The following is a 15681-nucleotide window of genomic DNA, read 5'->3' as shown; positions in this document are numbered from 1 at the left end:
ACATCTCCGAAAATCCTCCAGCAGTGTTATATTTTCTTTAAATATACACGCTGTCCAAGACTATCGAAACCCATTGTCGAAAACTTTAAGAGAATTTAATGTCACCGATTCCCAATAATCGCAGTTCCAATTGCCGCAGCGGTTCATGCCATTGTTCCAAAGCATGCTGTCTGAGCAAAGCGATCATTCCCCGAACGAGAAGGCGGTTCTTCAGAGCCGGCTTGGCGCTTTCTTCCTTAAGCGTCGTTAAAGCGGCCAGGAGATCGTTCTGGGTTTGTTCATCCCACCGGGACGCCGAAGCGATGACTCTGTCCATCATATCCTGCAGCAGGATTAGTTCCTCGTTATCGCCTTCCGGAGATAAACCGGCAAGATCGCGCAACAACACCAAGTCCAATGGCGGCAATATAGGCGTTTCCCCGTCTTGCCCCATACCCGTCATCAGATCGTCCAGACGCCGGACGAGAAATCGACTTAATCGCCTATCGTCGAAGCTCTGCTCCTCGAAAAGAATAGCTTCGAAATATTGGGCCACGATACCCGACAGCAGCGCAGATGCATCCCCCAGGCAGGGCTCGACCGAGCGGCCATATATCGCCAACAGATGGGTCGCGTTCCACACTTTGCCGCGCGCGCGAATTCGAATCATCATCTGTTGGATATGAGGATGCAAACCGGTCAACGGTTCCTTAAACAACATGCGCATGAAATCCAGATGCTCGCGAATGAAACGAAATTGCCGCTCCAATTGGAGGGTCAGCTTCTCTCGTGGGGGGAGCCCCCCTTCTTCGGGGAGCCCCTCCATCCGGTCGAATAACATCTCGCCGTAATACTCGATTACGGAAATAAGCAAATCGTCTTTGGACTTGAAGTAAAAGTAGATGGAGCCTTTGGCCATGCCGAGCTCGTCAACGATTTCCTGAATGGACGTCGCATTAAATCCCTTGCGCGCAAAGCAGTGGATAGCCGCGTCAAGAATCTGCTTCTTTTTGTCCTGCATGACCCTATCCCCCTCGCCTAAGCCACTTTCGACCCCTTCATTAGGCTGTTGCTTTTCTTGATTTCCGCTTTATTTTCATCAGAATCTCATAGATAATCGGGACGATAAGCAACGTGAGCAGCGTCGAACTAATAAGACCGCCGATTACGGTAACGCCGAGGCCTTTGGAAATAATACCCGCGCTCTCGAATCCGAATGCGAGCGGAAGAAGGGCGCCGATCGTCGCAAGGGCAGTCATCAGAATCGGACGCAAACGCGTACCTCCCGCTTCCAGCAACGCTTCGCGAGTCGTTAAACCTTCTTTTTCCTTATGAATAACTCTGTCGATCAATACGATCGCGTTCGTTACCACAATCCCGATCAACATTAGCGCCCCCATCAAAGCGGATACGCTAAGCGTCTCGCCGGTTAAATAAAGGGCTGCAAGACCGCCGATGATCGCGAACGGCAAGGAAAACATAATCGCGAATGGAGCAAGTCCGCCGCCGAATGCAAGCACGAGCACCAAATACACGATAGCGATAGCCGCAAGCATCGCGAGTCCAAGTTGCGTGAATGTCTCGTTAATTTGCTCGGTTACTCCGCCGAATTTGACTTCAACGGCAGCTGGTTTTACCAATTTATCTACCTTCGCTTGGAGATCGCTGGATGCCTTGGCTACGTCGGACTTCGTAATTTTTGCGCTTACAGTGACGTTCATTTTGCCATTCTGCCTTGTGATCGCATTAGGAGAAGTTCCTTGCTCCACTGTGGCAACGTCTCGAATCGCTACTTCCACCCCAAGCGGTGATTTCAGCTTAGCGTCGAGTATTTCGTTAACATCCTTGTACTCCGCGACCGGGACATCGACGTATACGTTATACGTTTTGCCTTGCTCCTCGACTTGAGTTAATACCGGACGCACGCGTTGCGGGCTGAGCTTCATCGCAATTTGCCCGGCGGTCATCCCAAATTGGCTAAGCTTAGCTTGATCGGCGACGATTGTGTATTGTTCGTATGTCTTGGACAGGCTCGTATCGACTTTGTCGAAAGAGGTATCTGCCTTCATCAAGTCGGTAATTTGATCGACAACGGGTCTGATTTGCTCCAAGCTATCTCCGAAAACATTGATGCTGAAGTTGCTTCCGCCAAGCCCCCCGCCTTGATTCATTTCGCCAAATTGACCTTGAGGCACTGCTTTATGCAAGCCTTCGATTAATGCTTCTTTCTTATCCGCAAAATCTTTGGTATCGCTCTTATACTGCATGAAGAACAATGCCGACTTCGAAGGTCCTGGCTGCATCGGATTAGCCCCGCCGACGGAATATTGAAGGCTCGTAATGTCCGATTGCTCTAAAATATATTTCTCGGCAATAAGCGCACGCTGCTCGACATCTTCGATCCGATCGCCCGGTTCCGGAGAATACGTGACCATGGCGTACTTGTCTTCTTGCTCCGGCAAGAAGCTCGCTCCGATTAACGGAACGAGAAAACCGCTCCCGATCAGAAGAGCAAAAGCGATGACCAGCGTAATAATCTTATGATTCAAAGCGGATGTGAGCAGACGGCGGTAACCTTTGGCAAGACGGCCCGGCTTATCGTCATGCTGATGTCCTTTGCCCGCTTTGATTCCGTTCTTGAACATTTGGTGAGCCAACATGGGTACGACGGTAACCGCTACGATAAGGGAAGCAAGAAGAGCGAATACGATCGTTAACGCGAACGGAAGGAAAATCTGTCCGACCATCCCGCTTACAAGTCCTAGCGGCAAGAAAACGGCAATCGTGACGATGGTGGAGGACATGATCGGCAGGAACATCTCGCGCGTCGCTTCCAGCACGAGTTCTCGGCCCTTTAGCTTCTCGCCGGCCAGCGACATGCGGCGGTATATATTCTCGATAACGACGATGGAGTCGTCGACGACGCGCCCGATCGCGACGGTCATCGCTCCGAGGGTCATAATGTTAAGCGTGATATCGAATTGCTTCAGGAGCAATACCGCGATGATGAGCGACAGTGGAATCGATACGATGGAAATGATCGTCGTGCGAATGTTGCGTAAGAACAGCAAGATAACGACGACGGCAAATAATGCGCCGAACAACGCCTTGCTCAGCATCGTTGCTACGGATTCCTCGATCGGCTTGCCTTGATCCAGCAAGATGTCCAATTTCAAGTCCTTGAACTTTTCTTTCAGCTTGTCCGATTCGGCTTTAACGTCATTAACGACATCCACCGTATTGGCGTCGTTAGCCTTAATGATCTGAATACCTATGGACTCCTTGCCATTCGTGCGCGAGATGGACTCCGCTTTCCCCGACATCTCCACGTCGGCGATTTCTGATAAATGCACGGTCTTCAATCCGGCGCCGACTGCAGGTACGCCAGCTTTAGGGGCTGAGGTTTTAGGGGCGTTGGCATTAGGCGCAGCCGTAATAGGACCAGTTGCGTTCGGAGTAGCCGCCGATGGGCCGGCAGCAGCTGGGAAAACCGGAATGACCAGCTTTTTCAGGTCATCTATCGTAGTAACTCGACCGTCAACGACAACCGCCTTCTCGGTTTGCTCAAGTTGAAACAAACCTAGCGGTACTTTTAATGCCGAGCCTTGCACGATTCCTTTTACGGTATCTTCGCTTAGCCCTAACTCCGCCATCTTGGCTTGGTTGAATTTCAACGTCACTTCTTGAACGTATTGACCCGCAACTTTAACCGACGCTACACCCGGAACTCCTTCTAACACAGGTTGAATTTGCTCCGATACGGTTTTGGTCAAATCCTCGAGACTGCCTTGTCCAGAAGCGCTCAGAGAAATAACCGGGAAAGAGTTAAAGGAAAATTTCGAAATTTCCGGTGCTTTAACCCCTTCCGGGAGCGTAACGCCCGCTGCTGCTTCCCGCAATTGTGTAATGGCCGCATCCATATCTTGGCCGAAATCATATTCAACCGAAATGGATGAAACGTTCTCCATCGATGTTGAAGAGATGTTCTTAACGCCTTCGATATTTTTAAGTCGCTGCTCCAATGGGTCTGTCACTTGTTTCACGACGGCATCGGGAGCAGCCCCCGGATAAACCGTTGTTACGCTCAGGAAAGGAAAGTTAAGGTTAGGCAAGCTCTCCTGCTTCATATTCAACCCGGAATACAAGCCGGCAACGATGACGATTATTGTAATCATCCATAAAGCGAATTTGTTCTTAAGCGAAAATCCGATAACACTTTTCATATCTCCAACTCCTCCTCATGATCTCTCTTTAGCAAAATCTTATCGAACGATTGTTCGAAAGTCAAATGTCGAAAATGTTAATATGTCGACGTGCGATAATAATTCTAATCGAACGACCGGTCGAATACGTGTGCTTTCAGCAGGCGAAAGCCTTATCTCCAACCGTTAGCATTTCCCGTTATCATTTCCCGCCAGCCATAAATTAGTTATTTAGCAGACTATTTAACTCTGTTAGTCCATTTCCCTAGGGAGCAGTCTACTTCATGCCGGCCGCCATAGTCGGAATTTCCGACTATGGGAGCACACCGTCTTGAAGGCGTGCCATCGGGTGCGTTTTTGGACGCCGCGCGCAAAAAAACCGATCCGTGAACCCAAAGGCTCAGAGATCGGTTTTGTACTTATGTCTAACCTATTGCTCCTATACGTTCAAGCTGTGCGTGTCTGCTGAGCTATGCGAGGTCGCCGTATAACGGAAAAGAGCGAATCCGCCTATCGCATAGATCGCTGCCTGAACGAAGTTGGCCAGCCCCAAATACTCGAACGGGAACAACGCCAAGAACGCATAACCCCATAACCCGTAAGGTAAGTACTTTACATTTTTGGAGATGAGCGTTAACCATATTCCGACGAAAAAACCATAGTAAGCAATTAAGTGCAACGGAATATCGTTAAACAGCGTGTTCCAGGTTTTATAGCTTATGTCTGTTCGCAGCAGCAGTTCCTCCAAGAATAATACTCCAAGACCGCCGAATAAAATGTGCAGGTGAAAAGGCAATACAAGCTTCACGATCTTAAACGAGGTCAGTAACGCCCGAATTTCCTTGACCGCAATCGCAAATTGCTGCATTAAAATTCCTCCTTTTCTACCTAGTATACAGCGGTATAGCTATGTACATGCACAAAACCTAGACTAATATTTACGCAAAACGGTAGTAAAGGAGCAAGAACGTCGCAAGCACGAGCAAGAAATTAAGGGCAACGAAAACGATACGGTCCAGCTTCGTCTTATGCATGTCAACGGGCGGCTTATAGAAGCTCACTCCCTCGATAATAAACAACAGCAAGACGATATGGATCATGAAATGGCCTACGATCTCCACGTATCCGAATAACATCGTCGTCATAATGAAGATGATCGTCAGCACAATCGATAACAGCCGATTCAATATGCCCACGACTAGCAAATAACCGACTACGAATTCGATGAACGCCGCCAAGACGATGAATACGGCCGGAGGAAAGCCGAATGTGGGCACATGATGATGTTCAACGATATCGAGAGTCATGGCCGGGTATATCCACTTTTCCACCGCCACCCAGCATAGGGAAAGCCCCGTACCCAAATAAAGCAAAGGGAATGACCATCTCTCGAAGGGAGAACGGAAGAAAGCTAGCGCGGCGGCAATCGCTAAATAGAAGCCATAATCCAACATATGGAATAACCCGTATTCCCCAATGTAATACACATACAACCCGAATAATACAATGGAGGCCAGCTTTACAGCAAAATGATGAGGGATAATCAGCAATGCGATTGTCACTCCGACCGCGATCGTTACTCCCCCATGCGGATGCGCAAACTCCGGAGCGAACAAGCTGCCTTCCAGAAGCGACCACAACAGCGCGGCTGCCGTACCATATTGCAAAATTAGAGTGGACCACGGACGTAACCGTTCCACTTGACGATCTAATTTACCTAAAGCGGATATTTGCATAATAGCCGGAAGCACCTGCGTTAGTACGGCCAGCAGAAGCGCTACAGCTATAGCCGTCCCCATGAATACGGGAGATAAAACCTTTTCCAACACCTCTTTAACCGGCGTTACATCCGTAAACCACTTAACGTGTGCATATTGAAACATCAGCTCAACTCCTTCTCAGCCTTGAATAATTCGCGATAATTATACCATTGATTTCCTCGCCGTGATTATAGATTGACATATATTAGTCAAAAGGGTATAATGATTAATTGTAGAAGTAGTAACCCTCAGGTTTTATCCTCTTAGGGCAATATTCCTCCGTTTTCCCACACGTTCCTTATTAAGAATCTCAGAATGGCTGCTGGAAGGAACACGAATTCTCACTGGCGCGGCCTTGGAGCCGCAAGAACGATGGAGAGGTAGGGCTATCGTTGTATTCGTGAAAGTGAAATCAGGATGAATCGCGCGGTTGCGCTTCAATATTAAGACCCCCGACAGACTCGTCTGCGGGGGTCGTCCAATTTCCAGGTGTAAACTTAAAAGGCAGCACCCCTTATTAACGGGATGCTGCCTTTTGTTAACTTACAAGCTTAGTGACCTACCATCATTGGTACTTCGGCATTGCCTTCTTCTTGGCCTTCGACTTTTTTCGGCTTCTGAAGCATGAGGCCTAGCAATCCACCAACAATGGCGATTCCGACCAGAATCAGGAAAGTGTAACCGAAGGAAGAAGCGTATAACTCCAGATCCTTTTCCTTCTTGCCCGTTTCGATCATCAGATCCTTCATCTTGGTCGCTGACAGGGTCGTGAGTATAGCAATGGCGAACGACATCATAACTTGTTGCGCCGCATTAGTGAGAGATGTGACACGTCCAACTAGGTTCTGTGGAGCTGATTGGATTAGATGGTTATTAAGCGGCATCATGAACAATCCCATTCCTGCACCCAGTAGAGCAAGCGGCAACATAACCGCAGCCGTCCCGGAATCCGCAGAAATATTGGACAGTAATAGAGCCGATACCGTCGTTAAAGCCATACCTGCCAATACGAGCGGACGCGCGCCGAAGCGATCAGATAGTTTTCCTCCGATAGGCATGAACAACCCGGATGCCAGTGCTTGAGGAAGCATAATCAAACCTGTCTTGAGAGGACTAAATCCATGGGCTTGTTGTAAGAACAGAGGAACCATGAACATCGTTCCGAACATCGCTATTTGTGAAATCCATTGCACGATAATTCCTTTGGTGAAGTTGCCTGATCGGAACACTCTTAGCTCCAGAAGCGGGTTTTGGCGGTTCAATTCCACGAGAATGAATAGAATCAAAGCTACGATACCAATCCCCGAACCGATCAACGTTGTTGCGTTAGTCCAAGTGGACTCGCCCGTAACGGGATCAACGCCGCCTTGGGAAACTCCGTAAACAAGCGCTGCGAATGCCAAAGGTCCGAGGATCATGCCCAGTGTATCCAAAGACGCAACCGTTTGACGTTGAATGTTTGGCAAAGTGCGAATGCCGAGAATAATCCCGATAATACCGATAGGTAAGTTAATCAAGAATATCCACTGCCAGCTATGATATTCAACCAACCATCCGGCTACTACCGGCCCTAGCGCAGGACCAAGCAAGATTGGAATTCCCATCATACCCATGACGGCTCCGACTTTCTCCGGAGGAGATAGCCGATAAATAAAGGCCATAGCGATCGGGATGACGACACCTCCGCCAGCCCCTTGAACGATCCGGAAGGCGATAAGCGTTTCAACGGAATTAGCCGAAGCGCAGAGCACCGATCCGATGGTGAACAACCCAACCGAGATCAAAAATATTCTCTTGGCACCGAAGCGATCCGATAACCAGCCTGCCAAAGGGATAACGGCAGCTTGAGCTAAAGCATAACCAATAACTGTCCATTGCACTAACGACAAGTTCAAAAGCTTAAACTCTTGTTGCAGCTTTGGAAGCGCGACGTTAACCGCCGTACCATCCAAAATAACCATAAAAATACCGACGACGATGGCAACCAGGGGTCCGATAATCTTACGCATCGAAAATGCTTCTCCCGTTGATGCCGGTGTTGAATTTGAAGACATGTATTCCCTCCTATCCTAATGTAGGTCCTCTCTGCGCAGTCTCTCTCGTCCATTGACCGCCGTATGCTTTGGCGTTACAATAAGGACATATGGACCCTACAAAGGAACCTCTTCAGTCATACCGGACAATTGTCCGTTTAATCTTGATGTTACCGGACAATTGTCCGGAAGTCAACAATTTAGTATGTAAACTTTCGGTAAAGTGAGGTGGCTATTCCGTGTCGATCCGTCGTGAACGTAAAGACGCCCTAGAACACCGCCGATTGATCCTGCAAACCGCCCAAGCTCTATTCAACGAGCATGGCGTTCGCCCGGTTAGTATGCATCAAATCGCTAAGACAGCAGGAATCGGACAAGCGACTTTATATCGCAGATACGCCCACAAAGGCGATCTCTGCTCGGATATCCTTCAAGATTACGGACATCAGCTTATGAATCAAGTGACTACTTACTTGGAGGAACATCGGCAATCCTCCGCCGCGGAAAAATTGGACGGCATTGTGGACCTATGGATAGACGCGATCGAAGAGAAATCCGATTTAATTATCGCGATGGAAGCCAAGATGGCCTGCGACGATCACCGCGGGAACTTCTTTCATTCCCCTATGTATAAATTTTTCAGGAATAAAATGTCTGAGCTACTAACAGAAATTATGGGCCAGGATACGAATCAGCAAGCTTCTGCCGATCCCGATTTAGCTGCCCATGCGATCATCTGTTCCATGTCTCCGTTAGGATACTTTCATCTGAAGCAGGAGAAAGGTTATTCGACGGACCAAATGAAAATGGGCTTTCGCAACATGTATCGGCTCTCGGCTCAATAATTCAACCAGACAAATTAAAAAGGCTGATCTACCCGGCAGAGCTTTCAATCTGCCAAGGTAGATCAGCCTTTTCCTTGTCGTTAGGCACCGTAAGTGCTGTTCTGGCGCTCGCGAGAAACTTTCAACTTACGCTCGAACACGATCATTGCGGCAACAACTACTTCAACTAGGAAAAATCCGGCTAGCGCATCCATGATAACGTGTTGCTTAACGAATAAAGTGGACACAATAATAAGGCTCGACATCCCCGTAATTAGCGTGACGTTCCATTTATTGCGGAAGGAACTGGTCCACACCATCCTCATTACCATATAGCTTGAAAAGCAGTGAATGCTCGGGAAACAGTTATAGGGCTGATCCCGATCGTAAATGTAACGCATTAATGCGGAGAAAGGATCGCTTCCCGTAACTATCGGACGGGAAACCGTCGTTTGAAATACGGTATAAATCAAATAACATATGAGCGCGCAAACAATATAAGTGATAAGTGCCCGGTAGTACACATTGACATCCTTCTTGAAGAAGTAAAACAAGCAAACGTAAATATAGAAAATCCAGACGGAATACGGAAGCGCGAAATATTTGACGAACGGTATCGCTTGGTCCACAGCCGTCACCAATCTATAAACTTCCTGATTGGAGTTATTGTTCGTTAAAGCATACATGAGGCCGAGAACCGGGAAAACCAACATCAACAGAAGCGGAGCATACTTTTTCCAATCTACATTTTTGAGCGTCAATTTCCAACCCCCCTTTTTTCTATAAAGTACTTTATTTTTCATGCTTGGGCAAACTGCTTACATAACTATCCGACAACTTTAGAAGCTCCAATGCTCGATTATATTCATCTTTCGTCGAATCCGTCTCATTTGATTTCGCGCCGTCAAATGGATAATTCGTTCCATCCAAGTAATCAAGCCCAGGCACGAAAATCCCTTTATCGTTTATGAATGATCCAGATGGCAAATAATATCTTTGAGGCAGCAAATTATTTTTCTCGTTCAGAATATCCTGACCGAAGTGGATATGTTCCTGTAAAGAGATGCCGAGCAGGTTCGCTAACGTAGGAAACACATCAACCTGTCCGCCCGTTTGCGGAAGCACCTTCGGCTCCGTAATGCCCGGCGCGATGATCATCAAAGGAATATTCATCATCTCGGTATACTGGTAAGGTCGTTTGTAGATCGATTCCATCAAGTCCTTCTCGTGATCGGTTAAAGAATATAAAGGCAACCCGAGGTGATCTCCATAAATCATAAGTACCGATTTGTCCCATAAGCCGTTCTTCTTGAGTTTGTCGATGAAAAGTCCCAACGAATAATCCGCATAGTTCTGCGCTTGGATATAATCGCCGACAAGCGTGCCTTTGTATCGCTCCGGGAGCTCGAACCGAATTTTGCGTTCCGGAATATCAAAAGGATGATGCGAGGACATCGTAATAACTTGCGAATAGAACGGCTTTCCGCTCTGGCTTATTTTCAACAATTCATCTGCTGTCTTATCGTAAAGCACTTCATCCGACGGCCCGAAGAAAACCGTGTCCTCGTCTCCGAAAAACTTAGCATCGTAATAGCGGTCGAACCCTAAAGCCTGGTATAATTCCTTGCGGTTCCAGAATTGCACGTCGTTCGTGTGGAACGTGGCCGTCTGATAACCATGCTCTCTCAATAATTTAGGCAAACTCGGCAGTGCCAATTTGCCATAATCCTGAGCTGCGGCTCCATGCGATGGAATGTAGTACGATGTATTCACGACAAACTCTGCATCCGATGTATTACCCTGTCCGACCTGTTGGTAAAAGTGCGGGAAGTAAAAATGCTCTTTCTTAAGCTGATTCATGACAGGTGTTACTTCCTGACCGTCTATCTTCAAGTCGATCAAGAAATTCTGGGCCGCTTCAACTTGCAAAATGATGACATTCTTGCCATTCGCTTCGCCCCAATATAGCGGCGTTGCCACATCGTTCTCGCCTTTTAGCTTTGCGATCGCTTCGGAAGTGACGTTGCTCGGATCTTCGACCTCTTCCGTTGCGCTGGCGATGACCGCATATACCTCGTAACCCAAGATGCCCATATTCTCCGCTTGCTTCAGTTCATTAATGCTGTCGCGGTGTATCCAGACATTCGTCACGCTTGCTGCCAACGAGACGAAGAAAATCGCAGAAATAAGTACTCTCGATTCCTGAATATTAAGCTTCTTGCCCCATGTCCGAAACCGCCGATTAAATAACAATAATAGCAATGCAACGATATCGGTGTAGATAAACAAGAAATAGGGATGAAGCAAGGAGAACACGCTGCCTTTGACTTCCGTTACCTGGTTAACTTGCTGCAAGGCATGGTAAGTGACAATGACTCCGAAATATTTGTAGTACATAATGACGGCAAAAAATATGGTGGTCAGCAACAGATTAACGGCGATATAAACTCCTAGTTTCCTGCGCGGCGCCAGCCATTCTATGAGGCAAAATAAAACCCAGACAGAAGGTATGCTTATCGCAAGCTGAAGCCATGCCGAGGAGCTATCGAACACAACGACTCTAGCCAAATATATTTTCAACACCATGAATATAGAGAAAAAGATAAAGGGCTTGGATAACCATGCTCCCAACTTAAAAGGTTTCATGCAATTCACCTCCAGAACCCTATCTATTATAACGAATGTTAACCCAGTGTTAAAGTACTACATGAAGGAAGAACACCTAAAGGTTGGCTAAAGAATTCGGTGTCGCGTATAATGAAACAAAACTTTGAAAGGGGTACTCTCATGGCTATATCCTATACAAGAGCTTATGATCATATTTTGGATGACTTGTCTCGCGCTTTGGCCACGGTCCCGCAGTTTTACGAGTCGTTCGAGATGGAAACAGCAGACTGGGAAAGCCTTAGCAAAGATGAGCAGGACATTTGCATTCGAACGCTAGCCGATGACCTGTTCTATGTACTTGGTTCCGAACCTGCGGCCTATGTGGGCCTCGGTCATGCAGAATACGATCCCGCCCATGCCGTCATTAAAGTGACGTCCAATGAGCAGCTCGTTCATGTCGTTTCCTTGCGGGAATAGCTTGCTCGAATAAATCCGATTTGCGTAGCAAGATAGATGAAGAACACGGCCAGTACGAGACCGATTCCGATAACCGAATAATTGACGGGCACGTCCCAACTCCTCAGCATCAAGTAGAGGAACAACCCGACTACCGTCAAGCTGTTTTCCACGAAGTTCTGAACGGCGATCGTCCGGCCGGAGCCTATCGCGGTTTTGCCTTCCTCTTGCAGTATCGTGTTCAACGGTATAAGGAAGATGCCGCCCATGATTCCCGTAATAAATAAGAGCGACACCGTTAACCACAGCTGATTTGTAAAATTAGCCGCCATTACGGCGCTAACCATCGCAATCCCGTAATAGAATCCCCGATAAAGCCTGCCTTCCGGCACTAGCTTGGGGGTCAACCATGCGCTGGCAACGACTCCGAGTGCCGTGACGCCGATGATCATCGATTGCTGATCGGTGTCTTCGATTCCCAGATTAAGCGGCAGCCAAGCAATGAGAGCGATCCGAAGCACGGATGCCGTTAACCAGAATGCGCCTGTCCCGATAAGCGAAAATCGGCTTCTGCGGTTTCGGAAGAGCTTAGACAAATCGCGGAAAAACTGCCCCGCGGCTTGTTGGTAGCGAATGTGCGGATTTCCCGCTCTGACGGGCACGAGAAAAGTCATCGTCAGCGAGAGCAAATAGATGAACAAGCAGACAAGAATCGCCGGCAAGTCCGAGTGAACCGCAAGAAAACCTCCCGCGACGGTGCCGAGCAGGATCGCCAATATGGTCGATCCCTCCACCTGCGCGTTAGCCCTCAGGAGTTCCCCCTCGCTCTTCGTTAATTCCGATAAAATTCCGTATTTTCCCGGTGAATAGACGACAGCTCCGACTCCGACGAAGAAGTAACAGATCGCGGGAGATATCCCGAATAACAAGAGCAATATTCCGGTTGCTTTCAATACGTTCCCCAACAGCAAGACGTGCGACTTCGCTTTCTTGTCCGTGAAAGCTCCGACGATAGGCGCCAAGATAACATATGCGAATAAAAAAGCCATCTGAATATACGTGACCGTTCCGTCTGGATCCGATACGCCTTCTCTTTTGACCATACCCACTATGAGAAAGAAATTTAGATTATCCGCGAATGCGCTTAAAAATTGCGTCCATACCACCGCTTGCAACGGCGATAATTTGTTTCTTAACCCCAACAATTTCCTCAATCCTTTCCTTCAGCCTTCTCATTATACTCCTTCGATAAAGGTTCGTCCTCATACTATTGTAACTTTTTTACATAATCTAGTTCGCATGTCCGCCCGATTGACAAACTAGAATCTCGAACGCTATGATGGGAATATAGATTTAATTGATAATGATTATCATAATCATAAAAATGGGACGTGGGACTGCAATGGATTTGACTTTGGCGGAGCAACACTTTCATATCTCAACTAAAGGCTCGGACAATCCGCTTCTTTCCTTCGCGGCTGCGGAACTTTTGCAACCGGAGCCTATGAAGGAGCTCCTTCAGAAAGGCTCTCTGCTTATTAAAGGAATCGGCCTCGAGCTTGCCGTCTCCTTCGTCGGCCTTGCTTTCTTCGGCTTGGCCGCCACGAAACAAGTCATGATGTCCCAGTACAACAGAATCCTCGATCTATCGCTGGACAACCTTACGATTCAATTAGAATCGCATGGCGATCATGCCCATGTGGTATTCAAGATAAATGAATTGAAATGGACGGACTTACCTCTGGACGACAGGGAATCCGCGATCAGGACCGAATGGTCGAAATACTTCGCCGATACGATGAACCCGCTCATAGAAGCCGCAGCCGGAGCCGCAGGATTGAAGTCGGCTATGATCTGGAATCAATACGGTGCGCGTATAGCTTACTTAATGGATTACTTAAGGCAGATCGTTCCTGACGGACCCCTGCGGGAGCTTATAGAATCCGATTACAAGCTGCTTGCCGGTATGCCAGGGGAAACCTTTGATCGCAGGAAAAATCCTTTCGATTATACCCCTTGTTACCTCGACAGCCCTTACAAACCCGGCACGCAGATGATACTACGTTCAGCTTGCTGTATGTATTACAAACGCGAAGAAGGAGTAAAATGCTATAACTGCCCGATCCTCAAGGACGAGGAACGAGCCGCGTTTAGGCTGAAGATTGAAGCGGCGCGGCAGGATCATAGCGCTTAGCACAAAAAAAGGGCTCGTCAGGTTTACCTGACCAGCCCTTTTTTTGTGCGAAATCCGTATGGAATGCCCCTGCATAAATCCGCTCATAGAATGGAAAACTTTACGTACAATGCCATTTACGGAGGTGACTACAATTACTACGGATCACTTATTCAAACAATTAATCCACAATCTCCTTCGTCTTCAAGACACCTATCGGCACTGCAGCGACCTAGATATGGTGCAATGGCAATATGGGCCAGGGATGAAAAATTCGGCGGTTTCGGTCTATTTCAAATCGATTATCAATAACAAGAAGATCAATTACATGAAGCGATCCATGCAGGATTTAACTGAGCATATCATAGGACCCGGCACGGAAGTGACGCCGGAGATGCTGATTAAATTTTTCGATTCGCACGGCGCTTCGGCTGAATCGGCAACCCTGGAGAGCGCGTGGTCTCTTATTGACCAGCGCATTCTTGCAGGGTACGTCGTTATTTTCCTCGACGGTTGGGATAAAGCGATATGTTACGAAGCCAACGGCCTAGAAACCCGTCAGGTTATGGAGCCGGAAACCGAACCCGTCGTGCAAGGCCCGCGCGAGGGCACCGTCGAGAATATGCAGAAAAATATAGGAATGATTCGCATGCGCGTCAGAAGCACCGCGGTGAAATTCGAAGCTTTCCAAGCGGGCGGGTATTCGAACACAGCCGTAAGCTACGGTTACTTGGAAGGCGTGGTTGACACCGCCGTGCTCGAGGAGTTCAAGTCGCGAATTCGTACGGTTAATCCCGGGGAAATACTGGATACCTCTTACATAGAAGAGTTGATCGAAGACTCTCCTTACTCCCCTTTCCCCCAATTCCGCTACACGGAAAGAACCGACGTTGCCGCGGCCGCCTTGCTTAACGGGAAGATTATCTTGCTGGTGGAAGGATCCTGCTCGGTTCTGATATGCCCAGGGCTTTTCTTTGAGCTTCTTCAATCCAGCGAAGACTACTATCAGAGAGTTCTTGTCTCGAATTTCATCCGATGGCTGAGATTCATCGCTTTGCTGATCGCGATTTCTCTTCCTAGCTTATACATAGCCATTTCGACATTCCATACCGAGCTGATCCCCACCGTCCTGCTGCTGGCGATCATCGATTCGCGCGAAGGAATCCCTTTCGGCGCTTTTTTCGAAGCCGTAATCATGGTGTTCTTCTTCGAACTGCTCAAGGAAGCGGGAATACGGCTGCCGAAGCCCGTCGGATCAGCCGTAAGCATCGTCGGCGCCCTTGTTATCGGAGAGGCGTCCATCAATGCCGGAATCGCTTCTCCCATCATGGTCGTCGTCGTTGCGTTAACCGGAATCGCCTCTTTCGCCATGCCCCAATATAATTTATCCATTGCTTTGCGTCTGCTGCAATTTCCGCTAATGGCGTTAGCCGCTTTATTGGGAGGATTCGGTATCTTGTTAGGCTATTTGTTTATTTGGCTTCATCTCGTTACCTTAACCTCCTTAAACGTCCCTTATCTAACGCCGATAGCTCCGTGGAATTCACGCCAGTTCCGCGATACGCTCATTCGCAAGAAGCTGCCTGCTCTCATTCGCCGGCCGAAGCCTCCCCCATCGACTTGAAATCCGGTAAGCGAGGAGTTGTT

Annotated in this window: 12 protein-coding genes; 4 read left to right on the top strand and 8 right to left on the bottom strand. The window is 48.1% G+C overall.

The features are described from left to right. Nucleotides 1-85: 85 nt before the first annotated feature. The 5 genes from K7P76_RS01490 to K7P76_RS01470 form a co-directional block, all read right to left on the bottom strand. Nucleotides 86-1000 (bottom strand): TetR/AcrR family transcriptional regulator, encoded by a 915-nt coding sequence (locus K7P76_RS01490; protein WP_232182304.1) that lies wholly within the window; start codon nt 998-1000, stop codon nt 86-88. Nucleotides 1001-1040: 40 nt separating this feature from the next. After that, a complete protein-coding gene (locus K7P76_RS01485; protein ID WP_232182303.1) occupies nt 1041-4202 on the bottom strand; it encodes an efflux RND transporter permease subunit in 3162 nt (1053 codons plus the stop codon). 418 nt (nt 4203-4620) lie between these two features. Then, the gene (locus K7P76_RS01480; protein WP_232182302.1) at nt 4621-5049 is read right to left on the bottom strand and encodes a hypothetical protein; all 429 of its coding nucleotides are present in this window, start codon (nt 5047-5049) and stop codon (nt 4621-4623) included. Between the two features lie 70 nt (nt 5050-5119). Then, on the bottom strand, nt 5120-6064 hold the full coding sequence (locus K7P76_RS01475; protein ID WP_232182301.1) for a DoxX family membrane protein: 945 nt from the start codon (nt 6062-6064) through the stop codon (nt 5120-5122). Nucleotides 6065-6492: 428 nt separating this feature from the next. Beyond that, nucleotides 6493-7995 carry an MDR family MFS transporter gene (locus K7P76_RS01470; protein ID WP_232182300.1) on the bottom strand — a complete coding sequence of 501 codons (1503 nt, stop codon included), beginning with the start codon at nt 7993-7995 and terminating at the stop codon, nt 6493-6495. Nucleotides 7996-8213: 218 nt separating this feature from the next. Between K7P76_RS01470 and K7P76_RS01465 the strand changes: the two genes are divergently transcribed. Beyond that, the gene (locus tag K7P76_RS01465) at nt 8214-8819 is read left to right on the top strand and encodes a TetR/AcrR family transcriptional regulator (RefSeq protein ID WP_232182299.1); all 606 of its coding nucleotides are present in this window, start codon (nt 8214-8216) and stop codon (nt 8817-8819) included. An 80-nt stretch (nt 8820-8899) separates the two neighbouring features. On the opposite strand, the gene K7P76_RS01460 is transcribed toward K7P76_RS01465, so the two are convergent. Continuing rightward, nucleotides 8900-9559: a phosphatase PAP2 family protein gene (locus tag K7P76_RS01460; protein WP_232182298.1), complete on the bottom strand. Its 660-nt coding sequence runs from the start codon at nt 9557-9559 to the stop codon at nt 8900-8902. 31 nt (nt 9560-9590) lie between these two features. After that, nucleotides 9591-11444 carry an LTA synthase family protein gene (locus tag K7P76_RS01455; RefSeq protein WP_232182297.1) on the bottom strand — a complete coding sequence of 618 codons (1854 nt, stop codon included), beginning with the start codon at nt 11442-11444 and terminating at the stop codon, nt 9591-9593. Nucleotides 11445-11585: 141 nt separating this feature from the next. Between K7P76_RS01455 and K7P76_RS01450 the strand changes: the two genes are divergently transcribed. Then, on the top strand, nt 11586-11882 hold the full coding sequence (locus tag K7P76_RS01450) for a hypothetical protein (RefSeq protein WP_232182296.1): 297 nt from the start codon (nt 11586-11588) through the stop codon (nt 11880-11882). Here K7P76_RS01450 and lplT read toward each other — a convergent pair. Further along, nucleotides 11858-13075, bottom strand: coding sequence for a lysophospholipid transporter LplT (gene lplT / locus K7P76_RS01445; protein WP_232182295.1), 1218 nt, complete (start codon nt 13073-13075; stop codon nt 11858-11860). The two genes, K7P76_RS01450 and lplT, sit on opposite strands and share 25 nt — an antisense overlap. Nucleotides 13076-13263: 188 nt before the next feature. Between lplT and K7P76_RS01440 the strand changes: the two genes are divergently transcribed. Both K7P76_RS01440 and K7P76_RS01435 read left to right on the top strand, forming a co-directional pair. Then, the gene (locus K7P76_RS01440) at nt 13264-14055 is read left to right on the top strand and encodes a (2Fe-2S)-binding protein (protein WP_232182294.1); all 792 of its coding nucleotides are present in this window, start codon (nt 13264-13266) and stop codon (nt 14053-14055) included. Between the two features lie 109 nt (nt 14056-14164). Then, complete coding sequence (locus K7P76_RS01435; protein ID WP_232182293.1) at nt 14165-15658, top strand: spore germination protein; 1494 nt, start codon at nt 14165-14167, stop codon at nt 15656-15658. Nucleotides 15659-15681 lie beyond the last annotated feature (23 nt).

Origin of the sequence: Cohnella silvisoli, from assembly GCF_021190915.1 — a bacterium.
GTDB lineage: Bacteria > Bacillota > Bacilli > Paenibacillales > Paenibacillaceae > Cohnella > Cohnella silvisoli.
This window is presented reverse-complemented; position numbering and strand designations above follow the sequence as displayed.

Excerpts from the sequence above, each read along its gene's own strand:
- K7P76_RS01490 (WP_232182304.1), bottom strand. The coding sequence starts at position 1,000 with ATGCAGGACAAAAAGAAGCAGATTCTTGACGCGGCTATCCACTGCTTT.
- K7P76_RS01485 (WP_232182303.1), bottom strand. The coding sequence starts at position 4,202 with ATGAAAAGTGTTATCGGATTTTCGCTTAAGAACAAATTCGCTTTATGG.
- K7P76_RS01480 (WP_232182302.1), bottom strand. The coding sequence starts at position 5,049 with ATGCAGCAATTTGCGATTGCGGTCAAGGAAATTCGGGCGTTACTGACC.
- K7P76_RS01475 (WP_232182301.1), bottom strand. The coding sequence starts at position 6,064 with ATGTTTCAATATGCACACGTTAAGTGGTTTACGGATGTAACGCCGGTT.
- K7P76_RS01470 (WP_232182300.1), bottom strand. The coding sequence starts at position 7,995 with ATGTCTTCAAATTCAACACCGGCATCAACGGGAGAAGCATTTTCGATG.
- K7P76_RS01455 (WP_232182297.1), bottom strand. The coding sequence starts at position 11,444 with ATGAAACCTTTTAAGTTGGGAGCATGGTTATCCAAGCCCTTTATCTTT.
- K7P76_RS01450 (WP_232182296.1), top strand. The coding sequence starts at position 11,586 with ATGGCTATATCCTATACAAGAGCTTATGATCATATTTTGGATGACTTG.
- K7P76_RS01440 (WP_232182294.1), top strand. The coding sequence starts at position 13,264 with ATGGATTTGACTTTGGCGGAGCAACACTTTCATATCTCAACTAAAGGC.
- K7P76_RS01435 (WP_232182293.1), top strand. The coding sequence starts at position 14,165 with ATGCCATTTACGGAGGTGACTACAATTACTACGGATCACTTATTCAAA.